Source organism: Actinoplanes siamensis (assembly GCF_016862395.1).
Taxonomy (GTDB): Bacteria; Actinomycetota; Actinomycetes; order Mycobacteriales; family Micromonosporaceae; genus Actinoplanes; species Actinoplanes siamensis.
Map to the genome: position 1 here is coordinate 1 of NZ_BOMW01000033.1, position 23,706 is coordinate 23,706.

A 23,706-nucleotide genomic window follows, 5' to 3' on the forward strand; every position below is an offset into this window, starting at 1 on the left:
GGTGGTGCTCGGCGTGGGCGTGGCTGTCGCGCTCGGCGTGGCAGTTGCGCCGGGGGTGACCGGCGCGCTCGTGGTGATGGTGACGCCGGGTGTGACCGGGCTCCGGCTCGCCGGGAGGGTGACCGGAAGCGGCGCGGGCTCGACCGTGATCGTGACCGTGGCCGAGTCGGTGCCGCCCAGGTCGTCGGTGAGCACGTAACCGAAGTTGTCCGCGGCGAAGCCGGGCGCCGGTGTGTAACTCACGGTGAGCGGCCCGGTGACCACGACCGTGCCGTGCGCGGCCGGTCCGGCGGAGAGCACGCTCAGCGCCTGCCCGGTGTTCGGATCCCGGTCGTTCGCCAGCACCGGGAGAGGCGTCGTGACCTGCTCGCCGACCCGGAACACGTCGTCCACGGCAATCGGCGGGGCGTTGCGGACCACCACCGTGACCACAGCGGTGTCCGTGCCACCGTGCGGGTCCGCCACCGTGTAGGCGAACGTGTCGGCGCCGGTGAAGCCGGGGGCGGGGGTGTAGACCACGGACCCGGCCGGGCCGGCGGTGACCGTCCCGTACGCGGCGGCGGTCCAGGCAACCAGGGTGACCGGGTCACCGTTGGGGTCGTCGTCGTTTCCGGTCAGGTCGACGGTGACCACGGTGTCCGCGGGGGTCGACGCGGTGTCCGGACGAGCCGTCGGCCCCGCGTTCACCAGTTCGACGGTGACAGTGGCCCCGGACGTGCCGCCGCGCCCGTCGGTGATCGTGTAGTGGAACGTGTCCGGGCCGGCGTATCCGGCGACCGGACGGTAGTCGACCCGGCCGGCGGTCACGGTCGCCAGGCCGTTCGAGGCGGGCGTGTCGATGCCGACGGTGAGCGGGTCGCCGTTCGGGTCGTCGTCGTTGAGCAGCACCTCGATGGTCGACGGCTGGCCGGCGGGCCGGGTCACCACGTCGTCGCGGGCGGTCGGCGGGGCGTTCGCCACGACGATCGTGACCGTGCCGGTGTCGGTGCCGCCCTGGCCGTCGTTCAGCGTGTACGTGAACGTGTCCGTCCCGGACCAGCCGGCGTCCGGGGTGTAGACGAGCCTGCCCGAGGGGTCGCGCAGGACGGAGCCGTGGGCGGGGTCGCTCGTGCCGCTGACGTACAGGACGTCTGTGGTGTTCGGATCGCTCGCGCCGGTCAGCACGTCGATGTCGCGCGGGGTCAGGTAGTCGGTGCCGGTGGTGACGTCGGCAGCGGTGGGCGGCGCGTTCTCGACGGTGACCGTGATCTGCGCGGACGCGGACCCGTTGTGGCTGTCGGTGATGGTGTAGCCGAACGTGTCGGTGCCCGCGAACGTCGGGTCGGTGGCCTGGTAGACGACGTCGTTCCCGGCCGCCGTAGCGGTGCCGTGCGCCGGCGTGCCGACCGAGACGAGGGTGAGCGGGTCGCCGTTGATGTCCTTGTCGTTGTCCCGCACCCGGATCGTCGCGGTGCCCAGGTGGCCGACGGTGGCCAGGTCGCCGGCGGCGGTCGGGACCGCGTTCGCGACGGTGACGCGGAGCTGCGCGGTGGCGGTGTCCTGCCCGTCGCTCACGGTGTAGGTGAAGGTGGCCGTGCCGACGAAGGTGACGAGCGGGGAGAAGACGATCGCGTTGCCGAGCACCGCGACGGCGCCCGCGCCCGGGTCGGTGACCGCGGTGACGGTCAGCGCATCGCCGTTCGGATCGCTGTCGTTGGCGGTGACCGGGACGATGACGGTGCGACCGGTGTCGACCGCGGCGGCGTCGTCGGCGGGAACGGGTGGGGCATTGGGAGTACGGACGGTGACCACCGCGCTGTCACTGGCGCCGTACGCGTCGGTGATCGTGTACGTGAACGGGTCGTCGCCGGCCCAGCCCGCCGCCGGCGTGTACTCGATCGTGCCGCCGGTCAGTACGACCGCCGTCCCGTGGGCGGGTGGCGTGGTGATCGTGACGGTGAGGTCCCGGTTCGGGCCGTCCGGATCGTCGTCGTTGGCCAGCACCGGGACGGTCCCGGGCGGCGCGAGGTCCGCGACCGCGTGCGGCTTGAGGTTGACCAGCACCGTGGCGCCGGCTGAGTTGTTGCCGGGAACCGGGTCGACGTTCGTGCCGAAGGCCCGGACGGCGGCGGACGTCGCCGTCGCCGGGATCGCCACCGTGGCCCGGCTGCCCGGCGCCAGCGGGCCGATCACGCACGTCACCACCTGGGCGAACGCGGTGCATCCAGCGGGCAGCGCGCCCACCGTGGCCCCGGCGGGCAGGGTCAGCTCCGCACGCGGGTCCGGTTCCGTGGAGACCCCGTTGTTGGTGATCGTGGCCAGGTACGTCACCGGACCGCTGCCCTGGATCACGGCCGGCGCCGCGCTCAGCGTGGCGGCCAGGTCGGACCGTCCGGGAGCGACCACCCCGGCCGAGGTCCCGGCCAGGCCGGAGACGCCCACCCCGGCGGTGTGGCCGGTGTAGCTCAGGCTCACCAGGTTGGTGATCGCGTGACCGGGCGGCGTGGCCGGATCGATCCGCACCTGGAACGTCACCCAGGTGACCCCCTGGTAGGGGAGGTCGCCGAGCGCCACGTCGATCCGCCCGCCGCTGATCGAGTCGGCGGCCGGCGTCCCGCGGATCCGCATCGAGCCGGGCAGGTAGCCGGCGTAGGCCGGGATCGTGTCGGTGAGCACTGTCGAGTCGGCGGTGTCGTTGCCCTCGTTGCGTACCTCGATCCGGTACTCGACGACGTCGCCGGGCAGCAGGTCGCCGCCGTTCAGGTCGGTGCCGGTGACCGTGGTGACCAGCTTGGGGGCGTACAGGTCGATGGCGAACGTGACCACGCCCGGGTAGTACGTGTCACCGCTGGTGGTGAGCGTCAGCGTGGCCGAGGTGACCGCGTGCCCCAGCTTGTCCGTCGCGTCCAGCTGGTCGATGTCGACGCCGAACAGGTTGGCGTAGCCCGGGGCACGGCCGCCGACCGGTGCCCCGCCGCCGCTCACCGTGCTGTTGAAGAAGTTGTCCACCGGGTTGGCGGCGTCCGACATCGGCTGCCCGTTCAGGCCCAGCGCGTCGCCCCGCTTGCCGAGATCCCCCTCGTACGCCACGGTTCCCACCTCGGCCCGCACCGAACCGGAGTGCGGCGTCTCGAAGCCGCTCACCGCGATGTCCAGGCTGCCCGAGCTGACCGTGGCCAGCCCGTCGTAGACCCGGAGCGCCCGCAGCACCTCTGCCGGGTTCCGGTAGGCCACCGCGAGCGCCCAACCGGCGAACCGGTCGACACCGGTGCCGGCCTGGATGTCGGCCACCCCGTACACCCCGCTGCCGGCGCCGGCGACCAACCCGGTCACGTCGGCGAAGCCCTGGTAGGGGGTGCCCGTGCCGTACACCGTCGTCGCCGTCACCCACTGCCAGCCGCCGCCCGCCGGGGTCTTGAGGCGCACCCGGTCCTGGTCGTCCGCCGCCCGCGCAGCGGTCCCGAGGCTCCCGGCGGTGGTGTTGGCGCTCCAGTACAGACCGGCGAAGAGCACAGTGCTGCCCGGCGGCAGCGCCACCGTCGCGGTGCTGTCGTTCACCGTGCCCGAATCCTGGTCGGCGTCCGCGTTCACCATCGCGAAGTCGTTGTCGTCCAGTCTGCTCCCGGCGCCGTCACGGCCGGCCGGGCAGCCGATGGCGATGCTCGGACAGACCAGGTTGGCGTTGCCGCGCAGCAGGATCGAGCCGTTGGTGTTCGCCTCGAAGCGCAGCGCGAACCCGGCCGCCGCGGCTTGGCCGCCTCCGGCGAGGAGGGCGCACGTCCCCAGGACGACCGCCCAGATCAGCAGGACCGCGGCGGCGGTGCGACGCATGATCGGTACGCTAATCGCCGTCACCGGCGGGTGTGGCCCGGACCACATTCCTCCGCCCGGGTGACCCGGGTACGGGCTAACCTGGGACGGGTGCGCGATCCCTCCGTCTCCCGCTACACCGCCGGCCGTCTCTCCCCGATCCGCCGCGCGACCGACCTGCGGCGGCTGCGTGACGAAAAGTTCGACGTCCTGGTGATCGGCGGTGGGGTCACCGGCGCCGGCGCGGCGGTCGACGCCGCCTCCCGAGGTCTCAAGGTGGCCCTGGTCGAGGCGCGCGATTTCGCCGCCGGCACGTCCAGCCGCTCCAGCAAGCTGATCCACGGCGGCCTGCGCTACCTGGAGCAGCTCGAGCTGCACCTGGTGCACGAGGCGCTCACCGAGCGTGGCCTGCTCGCCACCCGCCTCGCCCCCCACCTGGTCCGCCCGGTGCCGATCCTGGTGCCGCTGCCCGCGGCGAACCCGGTGAAGCGGGTCTGGCAGCGGGGTTACTACGGTTTGGGCGTCGCGGCCTACGACGCGTTCGCCGGCGTCTTCGGCGGCGGCCGGGGCATGCCCCTGCACCGGCACCTGAGCCGGGACGGCGCCCGGCACCTGTTCCCCAGCCTGCGCGCCGACAAGATCACCGGCGCGATCCGCTACTACGACGGCCAGATGGACGACGCCCGCCTGGTGGTCAACCTGGCCCGCACCGCTGCCGCGCAGGGCGCCGCGGTGGTCACCAGCGCCCGCGTCACCGGCTTCGTGCGCGAGGCGCGCGAGGTGGTCGGCGTCCGGGTGCGCGACCTGGAGTCGCCCGGCTCACCCGAGTTCGAGGTCCGGGCCAGGACGGTGGTCGCCGCCACCGGCGTGTGGAGCGACGACATGTCGGAGATGCTCCGCGACGTCGGCGTGCGCCCCGGCCTGCGGGTGCGCGCCTCCAAGGGGGTGCACCTGGTGGTCCCCCGCTCGGCGATCACCGGCGAGGCGGGGCTGATCCTGCGCACCGCCACCTCCGTGCTGTTCGTGCTGCCCTGGGGCGGCCACTGGATCATCGGCACCACCGACACCGACTGGGAGCTCGACCGCTCCCACCCGGCCGCCTCGGCCCGCGACATCCGCTACCTGCTCGACCAGGTCAACGCGGTGCTGGACCGGCCGCTGACCACTGACGACATCGAGGGGGTGTATGCCGGCCTGCGCCCGCTGCTCTCCGGCGAGGCCGACTCCACCTCCAAGCTGTCCCGCGAGCACGCGGTCGTCGAGCCGATGCTGGGCCTGCTGATGGTGGCCGGCGGCAAATACACGACGTACCGGGTGATGGCCGCCGACGTGATCGACCAGGCGGTGCGCCGGCTGGGCGGCGAGTTCCGCGCGTCCCGCACCGACCAGCTGCCGCTGCTCGGCGCGGACGGCTACGCCGCCGCGTGGCGCGACCGGCAGGACATGGCCCGCCGGCACGGCGTCACCACAGGCGTGGTCGAGCACCTTCTGGAGCGGTACGGCACGCTCACCGTCCACCTGCTCGCCATGATGGAAGCCGAGCCCGGTCTGGCCGTCCCGCTCGACGGCGCCCCGGAGTACCTGGCCGTCGAGGTGGCGTACGCGGCGCTCGCCGAAGGCGCTCTGCACCTGGACGACGTGCTCACCCGCCGCACCCGCATCTCGATCGAGACCACGCACCGCGGCGCCGAGTCGGCCGAGCACGCCGCGCGCGTGATGGGCGCGGTCCTCGGCTGGGACGAGACGGTCCGCACCCGCGAGGTCGAGCACTACCTGGCGCGGGTCACCGCCGAACGGCAGAGCCAGACCATGCCGGACGACCTGGCCGCCGACGCCGCGCGGGTCGGCGCCCCGGACGTGCGCGGGCTGGCCGCCGACCGCGGTCACCACGCCGCCCCGCACGACCTGCTCGAAGTCGACCTTTGATCCTCGTCGACGAGCCCCGCTGGCCGGGGCGTGGGCACCTGTGGTCCCACCTGGTCAGCGACGTGTCGTACGCGGAGCTGCACGCCTTCGCGGAGATGCTCGGGTCGCCGCGGCGGGCCTTCGACCGCGACCACTACGACATCCCGGCCGCCCGGTTCCGCAGCGCCCTCTGGCTGGGCGCGACGCTGGTCCCGTCCCGCGAGCTGGCGGCCCGGCTCCGGGCCGCCGGCCTGCGCCGCCCCAAACACCTGTCGGTCCGAACCGCCGCCGGAACGCGTTCCCGCGTGACCGCCCCCTGACACCGGCCCGCCGCCTGATCGCCTGTCCGCGTGACCGCCCCCGGAACACCTCTCCGCCTGGCCCGCCGGCCGCGACCCCGCTGGTGGTCCCGGCCGCCCGCGCCGCCCACTCCCGGGTGGCGGTGAGGGGTGTCTGGCGAGGGCGCGAGACACCCCTGGAGGCGAGCCGGGCCCGGGTGCCGCGTCGCGGCCCGGGGTGGTCACGGCATCGCGTTCCCCGGCGCCGCGGGACCGTTCAACGGGCGTACCGGCGAATCGTCCTAGGCGAGCGCCTCCAGCTCGGCCCGGAGATTGGCCTGAGCCCGCGCCTCCCACTGGTCCCGGATCGGCGCCAGCCGGTAGATCGACGGCAGCTTAAGCAGCTCGTGCAGCACCCGCGACCGACCGGCCCGGAAATCGCCGTCCGGAACGTGCGCGTACTCCCGGCGGATCGCCGCGCTGTAGCGGGCGTACCGCTCCTCGTCGGCGGCGAGGATCGCCAGGTCGGCGTCGCACAGCAGCTCGCCGTCCGGATCGTTCTCCTCGGTGGCGTGGCCGGCGGTCAGGCCGACCAGCCGGGCCACCTCGGCCGCCGCCGGCTCCGGGACACCGAGCGTGACCAGCAGACCCTGGGCGAACTCCGCGCTGTCCCGCTCGTTCGCGTCGCCGAGCGCCCGCGGGTCGTAGACCGCGTCGTGCATCCACGCGGCCAGCCGGACCCGGTCCGGGTTCGGGGCCAGGTCGGCGAACCGGTCGACCACCTCCAGCACCGCGGAGAGGTGGGTCACGTCGTGATAGTGGCGTTGTGGTTCGTTCCAGCGGGTGAGCAGGTAATTTGCGGCGGAGTCGAGGTCCGTGTCGTCGGCGGTGGCGCCGGCGCCCCGCGCCGCCGCCCGGAACTGGTCGGGCAAAGATGTCACGATGGTCATCCTGGCACGGAGGTAGCACGCATGATCGGCGTCGCGAAGGATCGCGTCGACGCGGCGGCGAAGCGGGTCCGCGCCGGCCTGATGCTCGCGCTGCAGTCCGGTCTCGCCGCGGGACTCGCCTGGTTCGTGGCGCATGACCTGATCGGACGGCCCACGCCGTTCTTCGCGCCGGTCGCCGCGGTGATCACGCTGGCCTCGGCGGTGGGGCAGCGGATGCGGCGCACCGCCGAGCTGGTGGCCGGCGTGGCGGTCGGGATCGGTCTGGGCGACGGCATCATCCTGCTGATCGGGAACGGTCCGGTGCAGATCGGCCTGATCGTGTTGTTCGCCGTGCTGGTGGCCATCGCGGCGGGCGGCGGATCCCCGCTGATCGTGCAGTCCGCCTCCTCGGCGGTGCTGGTCGCCACGCTGACCGTGCAGACCGGGCATCCGTGGACCAGGTTCTTGGACGCGCTGGTGGGTGGCGGAATCGGTCTGGCGGTGATGACGGTGCTGCTGCCGATCAACCCGCTCAGCGTGGTGCGCCGAGCCGCGGATCCGGCGCTGCGCGCCTTCACCGCCGGCCTGCACGAGGCCGCGCTCGGCCTCTCCGAGGGCGATCCCGACGTCATCCAGGCCGCGCTGAGCAGGTTACGGTCCGCCGAGGGCACGTTCGCCGCCTTCAGTACGGCCATCGACGCCGCCCGGGAGAACGTCGCCTTCGCGCCGGTGCGCTGGCGCAGCCGTGGCGCCCTGGCGCAGTACGTCGACGGCGCGCCCCAGCTCACCTACGCCCTGCGCAACGTGCGCGTGATGATCCGCCGGGCGCAGACCGCGCTGAACGACCGGGAGCGAATCCCGGAGGTGCTGCCCGCCTCGGTGCGGCACCTCGGTGACGCGGTGGACCTGCTCCGGCGGGAGTGGTCGCGCGGGGCCGAACCGGTGGCCGCGCGGGAACGGGCGCTGCGGGCGGCGGCCGAGTCGGGGCGGGCGTACGACACCGGCGTCGGCTATTCCGGCGGCGTGGTGGTGGCCCAGATCCGTACCTCGGTGGCGGACGTGCTGCGCGCCACCGGCGTGGAGTACGCGGAGGCCACCCGGCAGGTGCGCAACGCGGTGGGCTGGCGCGGGCGGCCGCACGGGGCGAGGCAACGGGCCGCGCGCTCCCGGCCGGCCCCGCCCCCGGACTGATCCGGGCATGTCCCGGGCGCCGCCGGTGACTACGCTGGCGGGCATGGCCGACGATCCGCCGCCCCCTCCGCTCCCCGACGAGCCGGCTCGCTCCGGCATCGCCGCCGAGCCGGCTCCTCCGAGCGTCACCGCCGACGCCGTGCCGCCCTTCCCGGCCGACGCGGCGCGGACCGTCGCCCCGGTCCCGGGCCGGCGCTCCGGCTGGCGCCGCTGGCTGCCGGTGACCGGCGTGATCGCGCTGATCGCGGTGGCCGCCATCGCCATGCTGATCTTCCTGGGTTACAGCATCGGGGTGACCGGCCTCGCCATCGGCCTGACCGCGGCGATCCTCCCGGTCCCGCTGCTGGCCAGCGCGTTCGCCTGGCTCGACAGGTACGAGCCGGAGCCGGTGAAGTACCTGATCTTCTGCTTCGCCTGGGGCGCCGCGGTGGCGACCGCTGTGGCGCTGGCCGTCAACACCGGCGCGGCCTGGCTGTTCGAGAAGATCGGCCTGCCGGACGCGCTGGTCGCGGTCCTGGTGGCGCCGTTCGTCGAGGAGTCGATGAAGGCTGTCGGCCCGGTCCTGCTGTTCTGGCGGCGCCGCGCCGAGTGGTCCGGCATCACCGACGGCATCGTCTACTGCGGCCTCTCCGCGCTCGGCTTCGCCATGGTGGAGAACGTGCTCTATCTGGGCGGACACGGCTACGCCTCGGGCGCCGAGCAGTACGGGCCGGCCACCGGCCTGACCAACGTCTTCCTGATCTTCATCGTCCGGATCCTGTTCACCGGCTTCGCGCACCCGCTCTTCACCTCGATGACCGGCATCGGACTGGGCATCGCGGCGCGCACCGCGGACCGGCACGTGCGCTGGCTGGCGCCGATCGGCGGCTGGCTGCTCGCGATGATCCTGCACGGCACGTTCAACCTGCTGCCGACGCTCTCCGCGGCCACCGGGGAATCCCTGATCATGTTGTACGGCTATCTCGGGTTCATGGTGCCGTTCTTCTTCGCGGTGGTCGGCTTCGCCATCGCGCTGCGCAGCTGGGAGGGCCGGCTGACCGAGCGGGTGCTGCACCACTACGTGCGCGCCGGCTGGTTCGCGCCGCCCGAGGTGGCAGCGCTGGGCAGCCTGGGCCGGCGGCACTCGGCCCGGCAGTGGGCCAGGCGGGTGGCCGGCCCGCCCGGGATGAAGGCGATGCGCAGCTTCCAGTTCGCCGCGACCCGGCTGGCCATCCTGCGCGACGGCATGCAGCGCGGGCTGGCCGGCGACGCGCGGGAGATGGAGAAGGCGGGCGTGGAGGAGCGCGAGCTGCTCGCCGCGGTCACCGGGTATCGCTCGGTCTTCGCCGGGCGCGACCCGCAGACACCGCCGGCCTGGTGGGACGGGCAGGCCTACCGGATCACCTTCCCGGACGGGGTGGTGCGCACGGTGGCGCCGCCGGCCGAACCGGTCATGCCGGTCCCGGTGCGGCTGCCGCCGCCGATGCCGGTGTACGCCTACGGACCGCCCCCGGGCGCGTACCCGCCGCCTGCGCAGCATCCGGGCGCTTACCCGCCGCCTGCGCAGCATCCGGGCGCGTACCCGCCGCCTGCGCAGCATCCCGGCGCCCAGCAGGCGTTCCCGCAGCAGCCGGGCACGCAGCCGGCGTCCCCGCAGTACCCCGGCCCGCAGTACCCCGGGCAGTACCCGCCCTACAGGTAGAGGCCGGTGCCGTCCGCGTCGACCCGGGTGGCCGCGACCGCGTGCACGTCCCGCTCGCGGAGCAGCACGTACTCCTTGCCGTGCAGTTCCACCTCGGAACGGTCGTCCGGGTCGAACAGGACCCGGTCACCGACCACGATCGACCGGACGTTCGGCCCGACACCGACAGCGGTGGCCCAGGAGAGCCGCCGCCCCATCGAGGCGGTGGCCGGGATGACGATGCCCGCCGTGGAGCGGCGCTCGCCCTCCCCGCCGTCCTGGCGCACGAGGACGCGGTCGTGCAGCATCCGGATCGGCAGTCCGTTCTCGGTACGGGTGGTGTCGGCGCTCACGAATGCAGACGGTACGCCGCCTCCCGCCGGGCCGATCCGAGTGGTCCGGATCGCGCGGGGTGGGTCACGGGGCGATTTCCGTACGTGAGGGCACTACGGTGTGGATGGTGTGACGACTGGGGCGAGGGGGTAGGCGGTTGAACCGCTTGCAACGTGTCCGGGAGAACCTGCGCAGGGCCTACGACACGGGACGGGAGTCGGTCCGGGTGGCGCGCATCGAACGGCCGCCGGATCCGGAGCCGGAGGAGGACGTCGAGTTCACCCCGCCCGCTCCCGAGCCGGCCGTGGTGCACGGCTCGACGAGCAGCCTGGACGACGTGGACGTGCCGCACTCGCTGCGGATCGCGGCGGCCTGGAGCTGGCGGCTGATCGTGGTCGGCCTGATCGGCTACGTCGGGCTCCGCTTCATCGGCATGGTCAGCGTGGTGGTCGTTCCGCTCGCCATCGCGCTGCTGCTCACCGCGCTGCTCGGCCCGGCCGTCGGCTGGCTGCTCAAGCTGCGCCTGCCACGCTCCCTGGCCACCTTCCTGGTGCTGATCTGCGGCCTGGGCGCGGTGGCCGGCACGCTGACCCTGGTGGTCAACCAGTTCATCGACGGGCTGCCGCAGCTGACCGAGAAGGCCAGCGCCGGCGTCCGGCAGATCCAGGACTGGGCGCGGACCGGCCCGTTGCACCTGTCCGACCACCAGGTGGACCAGGCCATCGACTCGGCGCAGAACTGGGTGAACGACAACACCTCGTCGCTCACCTCGACCGGCATCTCCACCGCGGCAACCGTCTTCGAGCTGCTCACCGGGTTGCTGCTGGTCCTCTTCTCGACGTTCTTCTTCCTGCGCGACGGGCGCAAGATCTGGCGCTTCATCGTCCGGCTGTTCCCGGTCAACGCCCGCTGGTCGCTGGCCGACGCCGGGGACGCGTCCTGGACCACGCTGGGCGCCTACGTCCGGGCGACCGTCCTGGTGGCCTTCATCGACGCGGTCGGCATCGGGCTGGCCCTGCTGATCCTGGACGTGCAGTTCCCGTTCCCGCTGGCCGCGCTGGTGTTCCTGGGCGCCTTCGTGCCGATCGTCGGCGCCAGCGTGTCCGGCGCGGTGGCGGTGCTGGTCGCGTTGGTCGGGCAGGGCTGGGTGGTCGCGCTGATCACGCTGGGCGCGGTGATCCTGGTTCAGCAGCTGGAGGGCCACGTCCTGCAGCCCCTGATCATGGGCCGGGCGGTGGCGATCCACCCACTCGCGGTGATCATCGGGATCGCCTGCGGCGTGGTGCTGGCCGGGATCATCGGGGCGCTTGTCGCGGTCCCGCTGATCGCGGTCCTGAACACCGGCATCCGCCGGCTGTCCCGCCGCCGTCCGGAGATCCCGCCCGACGCGGTGGTGGTCACGGCGGGTGGCCAGAGATGAGACCCGCGGTCGTACGTCTGTGGAACGGCCCCCTGGCGCCCGCCACGCGACGCCGGGGCCGGCCCGGAAGGTAGCGCGGCGCCCGGCCCCGGCTGGTCCCCAGGGGCGTCTCCGGGCCCTGGACACACGCTGCGGGCTGGCGGCGTACCCATCGACGGGGGTGTGAAAAGGGCGGGAGCCCCGAAGGGATCCCGCCCCGAAACAGAGCGTGAGCGGTCAGACCGTGGCGACGCCGAGCGCGACCTCGTTGACGCCGCGGGCGGCGTCCACGGCGAGCTCGCCGTTGCCGAATCGGCTCAGGGCGCGCAGCGTCCAGGAGCCCGGCGCGGCGAAGAAGCGGAAGACGCCCTCGGGAGAGGTGACGACCTCGGCGGTGAACTCGCCGGACGAGTCGAGCAGGCGGACGTAGGCGCCGCCGACCAGCTCGCCCTCGGCGGTGCGCACGACGCCGGTGATGACGGTTTCCTTTTGCAGGTCGACGCTCGCGGGGAGGGGAGCGGACTGGTCGGGAGCGGCGCAGCCGGCCGCGATGTTGGCAGCGGTGGGAGAGGTCATGACGGTCACGCCTTTCCGGGCTCGTCGCCGAGGGCGATCGGCACACCGATGAGCGAGCCGTACTCGGTCCAGGAGCCGTCGTAGTTCTTCACGTTCTCGTGGCCGAGCAGCTCCTTGAGCACGAACCAGCTGTGCGAGGAGCGCTCACCGATCCGGCAGTACGCGATGGTGTCCTTGCTGCCGTCCAGCCCGGCGTCGCCGTAGATCTTGGCGAGTTCCTCGTCGGACTTGAACGTGCCGTCCTCGTTGGCGGCCTTGCTCCACGGCACGCTGATCGCGGTCGGGATGTGACCGGCGCGCTGCGACTGCTCCTGCGGCAGGTGCGCCGGGGCGAGCAGGCGGCCGGCGAACTCGTCGGGGCTGCGCACGTCGACCAGGTTCTTCACGCCGATGGCCTGCACGACCTCGTCGCGGAACGCGCGGATCTCCAGGTCCGGCGCCTTGGCCTGGTAGTTGGTCTTCTCGCGGCTGGGCACGTCCTTGGTGTACGTGCGGGCGTCGAGCTCCCACTTCTTGCGGCCGCCGTCGAGCAGCTTGACCGACTCGTGGCCGTACAGCTTGAAGTACCAGTACGCGTACGCCGCGAACCAGTTGTTGTTGCCGCCGTAGAGGATCACGGTGTCGTCGTTGGAGATGCCCCGCTCGGACAGCAGCGCGGAGAACTGCTCCTGGTTGACGAAGTCGCGGCGGACCGGGTCCTGCAGGTCCTGCTTCCAGTCGATCTTGATCGCGCCCGGGATGTGGCCACCGTCGTACGCGGTGGTGTCCTCGTCGACCTCGACGAAGACGATGCCGGGGGTCTCCAGGTTCTGCTCGGCCCAGTCGGCCGACACGAGTGCGGTGTCGCGACTCATCGATTCACTCCCTGATGGTGGGTGAGGGGAGAGTCAGCGCACGGAGGTGTGGTCGCACCCCGCGCGGACCCATAACTTGGTGGGATCACGGGCTGGTCGTGCGACGGCGCCACTGCCGGACAGAGAGATGCCCTGGGCTAAAGGAAGAGGGTGCTCAGCACCGAGTGGCCCCGTCAGTCAGTGACGGGACGACACAGGCACGCGGCCATGCGGCACAGGTCGACCGCACGCCTTTTCGTGAGCAACGGGCTCATGGTTCGGGACATTACCAGCGGTCCCAGGGCACGGAACAGTACCAACCACGATCCGGGACGAGGCGGGGGTCACAGGCCGCCCGCGTTGAGGTTCACCTCGTCGGCCCCGAACGTGACGTTCAGCCCGGCCGGGGTGGCGGTCACCGACTGCACCTTGAGCTGCATCGGGAGCTTCGGCGCCGGGATGTCCAGGGCCATCCGCCGGGCCTGCGCGTCGACGATGTTCTGGATCAGCGGCAGGTCCGGCAGATTCGTCGCCTTCACGTCGGCGAAACGTACCTGAATCGCGTTCTCGACCACTGTCAGCTTGGCGGTGCCGGACAGGTCGACCTGCTGGCCGAGCGCGGTGACCCGGACCGCGCCGATCAGCTTGCCGTCCTTCTCGGAGAGCTGCACGCCCTTCTGCCCGAGCAGGGCGACCAGCTGCGGGTAGTCGATGGTGCCGTTGGCCGTCACGGCGCCGACCACGACGTCGCCGGCGCCGCTGCGCAGCGTGTCCAGCGAGGCCCGCACGTCCTTGGCGTGGATGTCGAGCACCGGCAGGGCGATCTTCCTGTCGTTCTCGATCGGCGCGGTCAGGTTCGGCACCTGGATGTGGATCTCCTGGTACCGCCCGTCGAGCACCTGGGTGACGAACGGGAAGCCCTCGATCGTCACCTCGGGGGTGTCGCTCGTCGCCCGCTGCGCGCGCACCTGCTCGGCGACCTTGTCGGCGATGACGCCCTCGGCGAACCCCTTGCCCCACCGGTCCGCGACGAACGCGCCGCCGAGCAGCAGGAGCAGCAGGATCACCACGAAGATCAGCAGCCCGCGCCCACGACGGCGGCGCGGAGCGGTCTCGTACACCTCGGCCACAGCGCCCTCCCCGGTTCGTGACTGCCGAGCACCGTACATGCCCCGGTCCACGGAGCCGCGAAACGGATGGTTCATCGGAGATAGAAGTGGACCAGCAGGTACGCCGCGCCGAACGTCAGCGCGAAGCCGCCGAGCGGGCCGGTCATGTGCCGGGCCAGCCAGAACGTCGGCGTCTCACCGGCCAGCCGGCGACCGGCCTCACCGAAGTTCACCGCCAGGTCGACCAGGATCGCGGCGACCGCGGCGACCAGGCCGGCCACCGCGCCCTTGGCCGGGGTGAACGGGAAGACCAGTTGGCTGCCGAGCCACGCGGTGGCGAACGTGCCCACCATCGCGCCCAGGACGATGCCGGCCGCGCCGCGGGGCACCTGCGCGGCGATCCGCGGCTTCGGGAAGACCGCGTCGGTCAGCCGGGCGACCAGCAGCGCCAGCCCGGCGCCGGTGCAGCAGACCAGGATCGCCTGGTCGCCCAGTGGCTGGCGGCTGAGCACGATCGGAATCGCGTACGCCACCACGCCGAGCACGATCAGCAGAGTGGTCCGCCAGGAGTCGCCGATCCGGTGCCGGTCCTGCGCGCGGACCGCCTGGGCGATCAGCGCGGCCAGGAAACCGGCCACCGTCACGTACAACAGCGGGGTCAGCCCGGCCCGGTCCGCGGTGGCCACCAGATAACAGCCGGCCAGGCCGGCGACGCCGACCACCGCGGCGGTCGCCGAGGCGGCCGGCGGGTTCAGCGCCATGGTCCAGGCGAGCAGGCCGAGAAGCTGAATGCCGAAGAGCACGACGGCGTACGGCATCCGCACGTCCGGCCCGGTCGTCAGGGTGCCGGCGAGCAGCGCCGCCGCGAGCAGCGCCGCGAACCCGCCGATAGCCACCGACAGCTTGGCCCGGACCGGGACGACCTCGATCTCCTCGAACTCCTCCTCGTCCGGATCCGGCGCGCCGGGGCCGGGGCGCTCGTCGGGGTCCTCGTCCGGCACGGCGCCGTACATCCCGGCTTTCGGGCGGCCCGGAGTCAGGCGCGCGACGTCACGGGAGGCGTCGGCGTCCCAGGGGTCGTCCTGGGGCATGGAGGGAAACACGACAGCGATGGTGCCAGAACCGCGCCGGGCGCCCAATTCGCCGCCCGGATGTAAAAGCCTTGTTACGAAGCGGGCGTTATGGCACCTAGCAGGCGTTTGCTGCATCACTTGCGAGCGCGAACCGGTCGCCACGTCCGATGCATCGGTTAAGGTAACGGCAACCCACCCGTCGGTGACGCCGGGCCCAGTCTCTCCGGTGGCGAAGCTCCGAGCTGCGCGAACCGGGTCACCCGAGCGGCCGTCGGTTGCCGCGAGGACGGAGGTGAGTGTGGAGATCCTTCTGTTGGTGACGGCACGTGCCGGTGAGCCTTCCGCCGTGCTGCCCGCCCTGGATTTGCTGCCCCACTCGGTACGGACCGCCCCCCGTGACGTGCGCACCCTGGTGTCCGGGCCGAGCCCGGACGCGGTGCTGGTCGACGCCCGGTCGGAGCTCTCCGAGGCGCGTGCCACCTGTCGCATGCTGCACGCCACAGGCATCGGTGTCCCGCTGGTCGCGGTGGTGACCGAGGCCGGCCTGATCGCGCTGAACGCGGACTGGGGTGTCGACGACGTCATCCTGGCCGGCGCCGGTCCGGCCGAGGTGGAGGCCCGGCTGCGGCTCTGCGTCGGCCGGCTGAACAACGCGACCGCCGGGGCCGGCGGCTCGATCCGGGCCGGTGAGCTCAACATCGACCCGGACACCTACGCCGCGAAGCTCAAGGGCCGCCCGCTCGACCTCACCTACAAGGAGTTCGAGCTGCTCAAGTTCCTGGCCCAGCACCCGGGCCGGGTCTTCACCCGTGACCAGCTGCTGCGCGAGGTCTGGGGTTACGACTACTTCGGCGGCACCCGCACCGTCGACGTGCACGTCAGGCGTCTGCGGGCGAAGCTCGGCTCGGAGTACGAGTCGATGATCGGGACCGTGCGCCAGGTGGGTTACAAGTTCGTGACCCCGCCGACCGGCCGCCAGTTGCCGGACAACGACCCGATCTCGCTCCCGGTCTGAGCGCCGCGATGGAGAGGTTACCCGCCTCGGCGACCGAGGCTGTCCTGGCCCTGGCCGCCGCGGCGGCCTATCCCCTCTCCGAGGACGTGGAGCTGCGCGTCCGCAACGGCGGCGGTGAGCACTTCCTGGCCCACGCGCCGGAGGGCAGCCTGGCCGGGTACGCGTTCGCCGAGGACGGCGCCGGCGAGCTGGTCGTCCATCCGGCACACCGCAGGCAGGGCCACGGCACCGCGCTGCTCGCCGCGATCGGTTCCGGCCCGCTGCAGATCTGGGCGCACGGTGACGATCCCGGCGCCCGTGCCTTCGCCGAGCGCAACGGTTTCACCCGGGCCCGGGTGCTCTGGCAGATGCGTCGTTCCCTGCTCGAGCCCCTGCCGGACGTGCCGCTGCCGGAGGGCCTGACGATCCGCGGGTTCCGTCCCGGCTCCGACGAGCAGGCCTGGCTCGAGGTGAACGGCCGGGCCTTCGCGCACCATCCGGAGCAGGGCCGCTGGACCTTGGAGGACCTGCGGCTGCGTGAGGCGGAGCCCTGGTTCGACCCGGCTGGCTTCCTGCTGGCCGTGGACATCACCGATACCGTGGCCGGCTTCCACTGGACCAAGGTGCACCCGCCGGCCGGCGACGATCCGGCGCTGGGCGAGATCTACGTGCTCGGAGTGGACCCGTCCGGGCACCGGCGCGGTCTGGGCGCCGCCCTGAGCGTGGCAGGCCTGCGGCATCTCGCGGACGCCGGCCTGGAGTGGTCGATCCTCTACGTGGACGAGTCGAACGAGGCTGCCGTGAAGCTGTACCGGCGGCTCGGCTTCGAGATCCACAAGACGGACGTGAACTACCACCGCGCCTGACGGCCGACCGCCCCGCACCGACCCGTGTCGGCGCGTCCCTTGGTAACGCCGCGGACAAGGCACTATCTCGCTGCGGTCACGAGGCGACCGGTATATCCGACATTCCGGGTAGGGAGATAGCAGTTCATTCAACCGACAACTGACCCTCAGGGGAAGGTCACTTGGCGGGCCGGACGAGTTCACCCCCGGTTCATTCGCGCCCGACTCACAGGTCACTTGGCGCTCTTAGTTTCTCTTCGAGCCGGTGAGCGACCGGCTGCACTGAACCCGAAGGGGACGACAACCGTGAAGTTCCAGCGGTCCGGTCTGGTTGCCGGCATTGCTCTGACTGCGACGATCGCGCTCACCGCGTGCGGCTCGGACAACGACGGCGGTGACACCGCCACCGGTGCCGCCGCCCCGTCCGCCGGCACCTGCGTTGGTGGCACCATCTCGGCTCAGGGCTCCAGCGCTCAGAAGAACGCCATGGACGAGTGGATCAAGGCGTACACCGCCTCCTGCTCGGGCGCGAAGATCGACTACAACCCGAACGGCTCCGGGGCCGGCGTCAAGGCCTTCACCACCGGCCTCGCCGACTTCGCCGGTTCCGACTCGGCCCTGAAGGACGACGAGCAGAAGACCGCCGACGCCAAGTGCGGCTCGACGGCCATCAACCTGCCGATGGTGGTCGGCCCGATCGCCGTGGTCTACAACGTTCAGGACGCCGACGGCCTGCAGTTCTCGTCGGCCACCCTCGCCAAGATCTTCTCCGGCAAGATCACCAAGTGGAACGACCCGGCCATCGCCGCCGAGAACTCCGGCGCCAAGCTGCCGGACGCCACCATCGAGGCGGTCCACCGCGCCGACGAGTCCGGCACCACCGACAACTTCACCAAGTACCTGAGCAAGAGCGCCGAGGCCGACTGGACCTACGGCAACGCCAAGGCGTGGGCGGCTCCGGGCGGCACCGGCGCCAACAAGTCGGACGGTGTCGCGGCCAAGATCAAGGGCACCCCGAACACCATCTCCTACGTCGAGCTGTCCTTCGCGGAGAACAGCAGCCTGCAGACCGCCAAGATCAAGAACGGCGCCGGCGAGTTCACCGAGCTGACCCCCGAGTCGGCCGGCAAGACCATCGAGGGCGCCAAGGTCGCCGGCACCGGTGACGACCTGAAGCTCGACATCGACTACAACGCCACCACCGCGGGCGCCTACCCGATCGTCCTGGCCACCTACGAGATCGTCTGCACCAAGTACGCGGACGCCGCGAAGGGCAAGGCGGTCCAGGGCTTCCTGAAGTACACCACCAGCGCCGAGGGCCAGACCAAGCTGAAGGACCTGGGCTACGCGCCGCTGCCCGAGTCGGTGCGCGCCAAGGTCGCCGCCTCGGTCGGCAAGATCTCCTGAAACCCCCGGTTCGCACATCCCTCCGAGACGACAGCGAGCGCGTAGATGGGTGACTACCCCTCCCGCTCGGTGAACTCCACCGCCGGCCACCTGGGCGTGACTCCCCGTCATGCTCAGGGTGCCGGCTCCGGCGTATCCCCGAGCGCTTACGAAGAGCCCCCGATCGGCGGGGGCGGTGCCCTGCCGAAGAAGTCCCGGTTCTCCCTGGAGACCGGCTTCCGCGGCCTGTCCACGGCCGCCGGCGCGATGGTGCTGGTCATCATCGTCGCGATCGCCGTCTTCCTGATCTCGAAGGCGATCCCGGCCATCCAGGCCGACAGCGAGAACTTCCTGACCTACAACCGTTGGAGCCCGAACGAGGCGACCCCGGCCTTCGGCATCGCGGTCCTGGCCCTCGGCACGGTGCTGACGTCGCTGATCGCGCTCGTCGTGGCGGTCCCGATCGCGCTGGGGATCGCGCTGTTCCTGACGCACTACGCCCCGCGCCGGCTGGCCACCCCGCTCGGCTTCGTGATCGACCTGCTCGCCGCGGTGCCCAGCGTGGTCTTCGGACTCTGGGGACGCGACCTGTTCCAGCAGCCGGTCCGGGACTTCTCGGTCTGGCTCAACCACTACTTCGGCTGGCTGCCGATCTTCGGGGGCGAGGGCCCGTTCGGCCAGTCGCTGATGCTCGGCGGCCTGGTCCTCGCGATCATGGTGCTGCCGATCGTCACGTCCCTCTCCCGGGAGGTCTTCCAGCAGACCCCGGGGATGAACGAAGAGGCCGCGCTGGCTCTGGGCGCGACCAAGTGGGAGATGATCCGCACCGCGGTGCTGCCGTACGGCAAGCCCGGTGTGATCGCCGCGGTGATGCTCGGGCTGGGCCGCGCGCTCGGCGAGACCATCGCGCTGGCGCTGACTCTCGGCATCACCTGGGAGATCTCCTTCAACCTGATCCAGACCGGCGGCAACTCGATCGCCGCGAACATCGCCAACTCCTTCAACGAGGCGAACGACACCGGTCGCGGCGCGCTGATCGCCTCCGGCCTGGTGCTGTTCGCGATCACCCTGATCGTCAACATGACGGCGCGGGCGATCATCTACCGTCGCCGCGAGTTCCGGGACAGTGCCGCATGAGTGAGCGCAGCGAACGCCAGATCAAGCACAGCCCGTCGGCTCCCGCCGCCACGCAGCGGAACGGGGTGCCGGCATGAGCCTCGTCGATCGCGAGATGCCGCAAGTCGTGATGACGCCGGACAACATCCGCAGCCGCAGATTCCCGCTGGTGGCGAACCTGCTCGTCGCGGTGGTCGCCTTCGCCGTGTCGGCAGTCGTGGTGCTCACCACCGGCATCGGCAACTGGGTGCTGGTGATCGTGCTCGGTGGCGTGTTGTACCTCGCCGGCCTCAACTTCGCGGCCGGGCGGGTGGAGGGCAAACGGGCCGCCCGCAACCGGATGTGGCAGGCCGCCATCCACACCGCCTGCCTGCTCGCCGTCCTGCCGCTCGCCTCGGTGATCTGGACCCTGATCTCCAAGGGCGCCGGCCGGCTCGACGGCGACTTCTTCGGCACCTCGATGGCGAACATCGGCGCCCGGGACGCCAACGGCGGCGCCTACCACGCCATCGTCGGCACCCTGGAGCAGGTCGGCATCGCCACCCTGTTCGCCGTGCCGCTCGGCGTGCTCGGCGCGATCTACCTGGTGGAGTACGGCCGGGGCAGGTTCGCCGGCACGATCCGGTTCTTCGTCGACGTGATGACCGGCATCCCGTCGATCGTCGCGGGTCTGTTCGTCCTCTCCTTCTGGGTGCTGGTCGTCAGCAAGTGGTTCAACGACGGCAACCCGGAGTACTCCGGGTTCGCCGCCTCCCTGGCGCTGACCGTGCTGATGCTGCCGACCATCGTGCGCTCCACCGAGGAGATGCTGCGCCTGGTGCCCGGGCCACTGCGGGAGGGCTCGTACGCGCTCGGCGTCCCGCAGTGGAAGACGATCCTCAAGATCGTCCTGCCCACCGCGGCGCCCGGCATCGTCACCGGCGTCATGCTCGCCGTCGCCCGCGCGGCCGGCGAGACGGCCCCGGTCCTGCTGGTCGCGGGTGGCCTCGCGCGGATCAACTTCGATCCGTTCAGCGGCGGCCAGGCCTCGCTGGCGCTCTACGTGTACCAGCAGGCCGCGGACGCCTCGAAGTTCGCGCCGGCCCGGGCCTGGACGGCCGCGCTCACCCTGGTGGCGCTCGTGCTGATCCTGACCATCGCCGCCAAGTTGCTCGCCCGTCGCAACAAGTTGACCCGGTAAAGAAGGTTCCCCATGGCCAAGCGCATCGAGGCGAGCAACGTCTCCTCCTACTACGGCTCCTTCAAGGCGATCGACAACGTCTCCATGACCGTCGAGCCGAAGACGATCACCGCCCTGATCGGTCCGTCCGGCTGCGGAAAGTCGACCTTCCTCCGGTCGATCAACCGCATGCACGAGGTCCTGCCGAACGCCCGGATCGAGGGCCGGCTGACGATCGACGACCAGAACATCTACGACCCGGACGTGGACATCACCGCCGTCCGTCGCATGATCGGCATGGTCTTCCAGCGGCCCAACCCGTTCCCCACGATGTCGATCTACGAGAACGCGGTGGCCGGTCTCAAGCTCAACGGCGTCAAGAAGAAGTCGCTCCTCGACGACGCCGCCGAGAAGTCGCTGCGCTCCGCCAACCTGTGGGACGAGGTGAAGGACCGCCTGGACCGGCCCGGCGCCGGGCTCTCCGGCGGTCAGCAGCAGCGCCTCTGCATCGCCCGCACCATCGCGGTCGAGCCGCAGGTCGTGCTGATGGACGAGCCGTGCTCCGCGCTCGACCCGATCTCGACGCTGGCGATCGAGGACCTGATGTTCAAGCTGAAGGACCGCTTCACGATCATCATCGTCACGCACAACATGCAGCAGGCCGCCCGGGTCAGCGACAAGACCGGCTTCTTCTCGATCGACAAGACCGGCGAGCCGGGCCGCCTGATCGAGTACGCCGACACGCAGAAGATCTTCAGCAACCCGTCGCAGAAGAAGACCGAGGATTACATCACCGGGCGATTCGGCTGAGTTTGATTGCCTGCGCTCCGCTCGGCGGCATTTCGCTGGGCCTGACTGCCTCGCTCCGCTCGGCGGCATTCCGCCCCTTTGGGTCGATGCCGAGAGCGCCGAAAAACAACTGCGCTTCGCTTGTTCTTTTTCGGCGCTCTCGGCATCGACGGGCGAAATGCGTGGTGGTTGCGGTGGGGGGAGCGTGGTTGTGCCGCTTGCTCTCCCGGGCGGGATGCGTGGTGGTTGCGGTGGAGGCGGGAGCGTGGTTGTGCCGCTTGTCCTTCCGGGCGGGATGCGTAGTGGTCGGGGGGTTAGAGCGAGAGCGTGGCCGTGCCGTCCGGGTCGACGTCGATTCGGGGCATCACCGGGGTTGCCGCGTCGCGGTGTTCTGAGGCTGCTACCACGCCGGGGATCGTGCCCGCGGCGGCGATCTGGTTCAGCGTGTGACGGGTCGGCGGGAGCATCGGCAGATCTGTCGCCTCGGCCGGGTTGATCCAGGCGGTGCGGTCGGCCTCGCCGGAGACGTCGCGGGCGCTCTGCGACTCGGGCAGCAGCGCGGCGAAGAACCAGGTGTCGAACCGCTTCGGCTCGAACTCCGGGGTGATCCAGCGGGCCCAGGGCAGCAGCAGGTCGTCGCGCAGCCGCAGGCCGCGCCGGTCCAGCAGCTCCGCCATGGTCAGTTCACGGCGCAGCACCGCCGCCCGGTCCGACTCCCAGGTGGGATCGTCCGCGTCGGCCACCGTGCGGTCCGGCTCCGCCACAGACCCGGCCAGCACCACGCCGGCCTCCTCGAACAGTTCCCGCGCCGCGGCGCCGACCACCGCCCGGGCCTGCTCCCCGGACAGGCCGAGACGAGCCGGCCAGTCGTCGCGCAGCGTTTCCGGGCAGTCCGACGGATCCACGGCGCCGCCCGGGAACGCGTACACCCCGCCGAAGGCCATCGTGGTCCGCCGGCGCAGGACGTACACCTGGAAATCGGGATCCGCGGGTCTGAGCAGGACCACCGTCGCGGCCGGGCGGGCCGGCGCGGGGGGCCCGGTGAACTCCCGGGCCCTCTGGATCATCGCGGGCGGTAGCGGCATCGGCTCGGTCACCGGTCGATCCTGCCACCATGCGCGCCGCGGGCGATACGGTATCGATCATGACCAGACAGAACGTTCGCTGGGGAATCCTCGGACCGGGCGGCATCGCCGCCTCCTTCGCCGCGGACCTCCCCCTGGTGCCGGGCGCCGAGCTGGCCGCTGTCGGCTCGCGTTCCCAGGCGACGGCCGACGCCTTCGCATCGAAGTACGGATTCGCCCGGGCGCACGGCTCCTACGCCGCCCTGGCCGCCGACGACGAGGTCGACGTGGTCTACGTCGCCACCCCGCACGCCTACCACCACGCCGGCGCCCTGCTGTGCATCGAGGCCGGCAAGCACGTGCTGGTCGAGAAGCCGATCACGCTGGACCTGCCGACCGCCGCCCAGCTGGTCGAGGCCGCCCGGGCGCACAACGTGTTCCTGATGGAGGCCATGTGGATGCGCTGCAACCCGGCCATCCGCAAGGCCGCGGAACTGGTCGACGAGGGCGCGATCGGCTGGGTCAGCTCGATCCACGCGGACTTCGGCCTGCAGGGCCCGTTCGCCGCCGACCACCGCCTGCGGGCGCCCGAGCTGGGCGGCGGCGCGCTGCTCGACCTCGGCGTCTACCCGATCCACCTGGCCCACCTGTTCATGGGGGTGCCCGCCTCGGTCCAGGCCTGGGCGCACCTCACCCCGGAGCGCGTCGACGAGCACACCGGTGTCCTGCTCGGCTGGCAGTCCGGCGCGGTGGGGGCTCTGACATGCAGCATCAACGGCGCCAGCCGCAACGCCGCGTCGATCACCGGGACGGACGGGCGGATCGACATACCGCCGGGGTTCATGGTGCCCCGCTCGTTCACGCTGAACCGGCCGAACAAGGCTCCGGAGACGTTCGACTTCGACTTCCCCGGGAACGGGTACCAGTTCGAGGCGGCCGAGGTGCAGCGTTGTCTGCTGGCGGGAGAGTTGGAGAGTCCGCTGGTCTCGCAGGCGACGACACTCGAGGTGATGAACCTGCTGGACTCGATCCGCGAGCAGATCGGCGTGTTCTACCAGTAGGCCGCGTTCCGCCACCCTTGGTCGTGCCGGAGGAACCTCCGGGCGCCAGCCGCGCGCGGTGGGCTGACGGTGAGGGGTGCGTCGGCGTGCCGGAGACCTTCGGGCGCCAGCCGAGCGGCCGGCTGGCGGTGAGGGACGCGTCGGCGTGCCGGAAGCACCCCGGGGTGCCAGTCGCACGCGGTGGGCCGGCGGTGAGCGTGTGTCCGGGGCGGGGGTG

21 protein-coding genes are annotated in these 23,706 nt (G+C 71.7%); 12 read left to right on the forward strand and 9 right to left on the reverse strand.

All coding sequences use genetic code 11. The features are described 5' to 3' along the window. The coding region (locus Asi03nite_RS17525; RefSeq protein ID WP_203681025.1) for an Ig-like domain-containing protein at nt 1-3,810 on the reverse strand (3,810 nt) is incomplete at its 3' end. Between the two features lie 90 nt (nt 3,811-3,900). Between Asi03nite_RS17525 and Asi03nite_RS17530 the strand changes: the two genes are divergently transcribed. Both Asi03nite_RS17530 and Asi03nite_RS17535 read left to right on the forward strand, forming a co-directional pair. After that, complete coding sequence (locus Asi03nite_RS17530) at nt 3,901-5,715, forward strand: glycerol-3-phosphate dehydrogenase/oxidase (protein ID WP_203681026.1); 1,815 nt, start codon at nt 3,901-3,903, stop codon at nt 5,713-5,715. Next, nucleotides 5,712-6,014 carry a DUF4031 domain-containing protein gene (locus Asi03nite_RS17535; RefSeq protein WP_203681027.1) on the forward strand — a complete coding sequence of 101 codons (303 nt, stop codon included), beginning with the start codon at nt 5,712-5,714 and terminating at the stop codon, nt 6,012-6,014. Before Asi03nite_RS17530 ends, Asi03nite_RS17535 begins: the two co-directional genes overlap by 4 nt. A gap of 260 nt (nt 6,015-6,274) precedes the next feature. On the opposite strand, the gene Asi03nite_RS17540 is transcribed toward Asi03nite_RS17535, so the two are convergent. Continuing rightward, nucleotides 6,275-6,922 carry an HD domain-containing protein gene (locus Asi03nite_RS17540; protein WP_203681028.1) on the reverse strand — a complete coding sequence of 216 codons (648 nt, stop codon included), beginning with the start codon at nt 6,920-6,922 and terminating at the stop codon, nt 6,275-6,277. Between the two features lie 21 nt (nt 6,923-6,943). Here Asi03nite_RS17540 and Asi03nite_RS17545 point away from each other — a divergent pair, with 21 nt between their 5' ends. Continuing rightward, nucleotides 6,944-8,092, forward strand: coding sequence for an FUSC family protein (locus Asi03nite_RS17545; RefSeq protein WP_203681030.1), 1,149 nt, complete (start codon nt 6,944-6,946; stop codon nt 8,090-8,092). A 43-nt stretch (nt 8,093-8,135) separates the two neighbouring features. Next, on the forward strand, nt 8,136-9,773 hold the full coding sequence (locus Asi03nite_RS17550) for a PrsW family intramembrane metalloprotease (protein ID WP_203681031.1): 1,638 nt from the start codon (nt 8,136-8,138) through the stop codon (nt 9,771-9,773). Here the strand turns inward: Asi03nite_RS17550 and Asi03nite_RS17555 are convergent. Next, nucleotides 9,764-10,060, reverse strand: coding sequence for a GroES family chaperonin (locus tag Asi03nite_RS17555; RefSeq protein WP_203681235.1), 297 nt, complete (start codon nt 10,058-10,060; stop codon nt 9,764-9,766). The two genes, Asi03nite_RS17550 and Asi03nite_RS17555, sit on opposite strands and share 10 nt — an antisense overlap. A gap of 182 nt (nt 10,061-10,242) precedes the next feature. Between Asi03nite_RS17555 and Asi03nite_RS17560 the strand changes: the two genes are divergently transcribed. Next, the gene (locus Asi03nite_RS17560; RefSeq protein WP_203681032.1) at nt 10,243-11,505 is read left to right on the forward strand and encodes an AI-2E family transporter; all 1,263 of its coding nucleotides are present in this window, start codon (nt 10,243-10,245) and stop codon (nt 11,503-11,505) included. 216 nt (nt 11,506-11,721) lie between these two features. Here the strand turns inward: Asi03nite_RS17560 and Asi03nite_RS17565 are convergent, their stop codons facing one another. From Asi03nite_RS17565 to Asi03nite_RS17580, 5 genes are all read right to left on the reverse strand, one after another. After that, nucleotides 11,722-12,060, reverse strand: coding sequence for a DUF1416 domain-containing protein (locus tag Asi03nite_RS17565; protein ID WP_203681033.1), 339 nt, complete (start codon nt 12,058-12,060; stop codon nt 11,722-11,724). 5 nt (nt 12,061-12,065) lie between these two features. Then, on the reverse strand, nt 12,066-12,914 hold the full coding sequence (locus tag Asi03nite_RS17570; RefSeq protein WP_203681034.1) for a sulfurtransferase: 849 nt from the start codon (nt 12,912-12,914) through the stop codon (nt 12,066-12,068). A gap of 173 nt (nt 12,915-13,087) precedes the next feature. After that, a complete protein-coding gene (locus Asi03nite_RS38935; RefSeq protein WP_373872131.1) occupies nt 13,088-13,180 on the reverse strand; it encodes an Ms5788A family Cys-rich leader peptide in 93 nt (30 codons plus the stop codon). A 57-nt stretch (nt 13,181-13,237) separates the two neighbouring features. Continuing rightward, nucleotides 13,238-14,023 (reverse strand): LmeA family phospholipid-binding protein, encoded by a 786-nt coding sequence (locus Asi03nite_RS17575; RefSeq protein WP_203681035.1) that lies wholly within the window; start codon nt 14,021-14,023, stop codon nt 13,238-13,240. Nucleotides 14,024-14,094: 71 nt separating this feature from the next. Then, nucleotides 14,095-15,105, reverse strand: coding sequence for a hypothetical protein (locus Asi03nite_RS17580; protein ID WP_239102754.1), 1,011 nt, complete (start codon nt 15,103-15,105; stop codon nt 14,095-14,097). 268 nt (nt 15,106-15,373) lie between these two features. On the opposite strand from Asi03nite_RS17580, the gene Asi03nite_RS17585 reads away from it, so the two are divergent. From Asi03nite_RS17585 to pstB, 6 genes are all read left to right on the forward strand, one after another. Further along, nucleotides 15,374-16,090, forward strand: coding sequence for a winged helix-turn-helix transcriptional regulator (locus tag Asi03nite_RS17585; protein WP_203681037.1), 717 nt, complete (start codon nt 15,374-15,376; stop codon nt 16,088-16,090). An 8-nt stretch (nt 16,091-16,098) separates the two neighbouring features. Beyond that, nucleotides 16,099-16,935 (forward strand): mycothiol synthase, encoded by an 837-nt coding sequence (mshD, locus tag Asi03nite_RS17590; protein ID WP_203681038.1) that lies wholly within the window; start codon nt 16,099-16,101, stop codon nt 16,933-16,935. A 285-nt stretch (nt 16,936-17,220) separates the two neighbouring features. Then, entirely contained in the window at nt 17,221-18,321 is a 1,101-nt protein-coding gene (pstS, locus tag Asi03nite_RS17595) for a phosphate ABC transporter substrate-binding protein PstS (protein ID WP_203681039.1), read from the forward strand. Nucleotides 18,322-18,366: 45 nt separating this feature from the next. Next, on the forward strand, nt 18,367-19,437 hold the full coding sequence (gene pstC / locus Asi03nite_RS17600; RefSeq protein ID WP_203681040.1) for a phosphate ABC transporter permease subunit PstC: 1,071 nt from the start codon (nt 18,367-18,369) through the stop codon (nt 19,435-19,437). 73 nt (nt 19,438-19,510) lie between these two features. After that, complete coding sequence (gene pstA, locus Asi03nite_RS17605) at nt 19,511-20,596, forward strand: phosphate ABC transporter permease PstA (protein WP_203681041.1); 1,086 nt, start codon at nt 19,511-19,513, stop codon at nt 20,594-20,596. A 12-nt stretch (nt 20,597-20,608) separates the two neighbouring features. Then, the gene (gene pstB / locus Asi03nite_RS17610; RefSeq protein ID WP_203681042.1) at nt 20,609-21,385 is read left to right on the forward strand and encodes a phosphate ABC transporter ATP-binding protein PstB; all 777 of its coding nucleotides are present in this window, start codon (nt 20,609-20,611) and stop codon (nt 21,383-21,385) included. A gap of 293 nt (nt 21,386-21,678) precedes the next feature. Here the strand turns inward: pstB and Asi03nite_RS17615 are convergent, their stop codons facing one another. Further along, nucleotides 21,679-22,449 (reverse strand): NUDIX hydrolase, encoded by a 771-nt coding sequence (locus Asi03nite_RS17615; protein WP_203681238.1) that lies wholly within the window; start codon nt 22,447-22,449, stop codon nt 21,679-21,681. A 59-nt stretch (nt 22,450-22,508) separates the two neighbouring features. Here Asi03nite_RS17615 and Asi03nite_RS17620 point away from each other — a divergent pair, with 59 nt between their 5' ends. Then, nucleotides 22,509-23,489 carry a Gfo/Idh/MocA family protein gene (locus Asi03nite_RS17620; protein ID WP_203681044.1) on the forward strand — a complete coding sequence of 327 codons (981 nt, stop codon included), beginning with the start codon at nt 22,509-22,511 and terminating at the stop codon, nt 23,487-23,489. Nucleotides 23,490-23,706: the final 217 nt, after the last annotated feature.

Excerpts from the sequence above, each read along its gene's own strand:
- Asi03nite_RS17550 (WP_203681031.1), top strand. The coding sequence starts at position 8,136 with ATGGCCGACGATCCGCCGCCCCCTCCGCTCCCCGACGAGCCGGCTCGC.
- Asi03nite_RS38935 (WP_373872131.1), bottom strand. The coding sequence starts at position 13,180 with ATGTCCCGAACCATGAGCCCGTTGCTCACGAAAAGGCGTGCGGTCGAC.
- pstB (WP_203681042.1), top strand. The coding sequence starts at position 20,609 with ATGGCCAAGCGCATCGAGGCGAGCAACGTCTCCTCCTACTACGGCTCC.
- pstC (WP_203681040.1), top strand. The coding sequence starts at position 18,367 with ATGGGTGACTACCCCTCCCGCTCGGTGAACTCCACCGCCGGCCACCTG.
- Asi03nite_RS17545 (WP_203681030.1), top strand. The coding sequence starts at position 6,944 with ATGATCGGCGTCGCGAAGGATCGCGTCGACGCGGCGGCGAAGCGGGTC.
- pstA (WP_203681041.1), top strand. The coding sequence starts at position 19,511 with ATGAGCCTCGTCGATCGCGAGATGCCGCAAGTCGTGATGACGCCGGAC.
- mshD (WP_203681038.1), top strand. The coding sequence starts at position 16,099 with ATGGAGAGGTTACCCGCCTCGGCGACCGAGGCTGTCCTGGCCCTGGCC.
- Asi03nite_RS17540 (WP_203681028.1), bottom strand. The coding sequence starts at position 6,922 with ATGACCATCGTGACATCTTTGCCCGACCAGTTCCGGGCGGCGGCGCGG.
- Asi03nite_RS17565 (WP_203681033.1), bottom strand. The coding sequence starts at position 12,060 with ATGACCTCTCCCACCGCTGCCAACATCGCGGCCGGCTGCGCCGCTCCC.
- Asi03nite_RS17620 (WP_203681044.1), top strand. The coding sequence starts at position 22,509 with ATGACCAGACAGAACGTTCGCTGGGGAATCCTCGGACCGGGCGGCATC.
- Asi03nite_RS17570 (WP_203681034.1), bottom strand. The coding sequence starts at position 12,914 with ATGAGTCGCGACACCGCACTCGTGTCGGCCGACTGGGCCGAGCAGAAC.
- Asi03nite_RS17615 (WP_203681238.1), bottom strand. The coding sequence starts at position 22,449 with ATGCCGCTACCGCCCGCGATGATCCAGAGGGCCCGGGAGTTCACCGGG.
- Asi03nite_RS17555 (WP_203681235.1), bottom strand. The coding sequence starts at position 10,060 with ATGCTGCACGACCGCGTCCTCGTGCGCCAGGACGGCGGGGAGGGCGAG.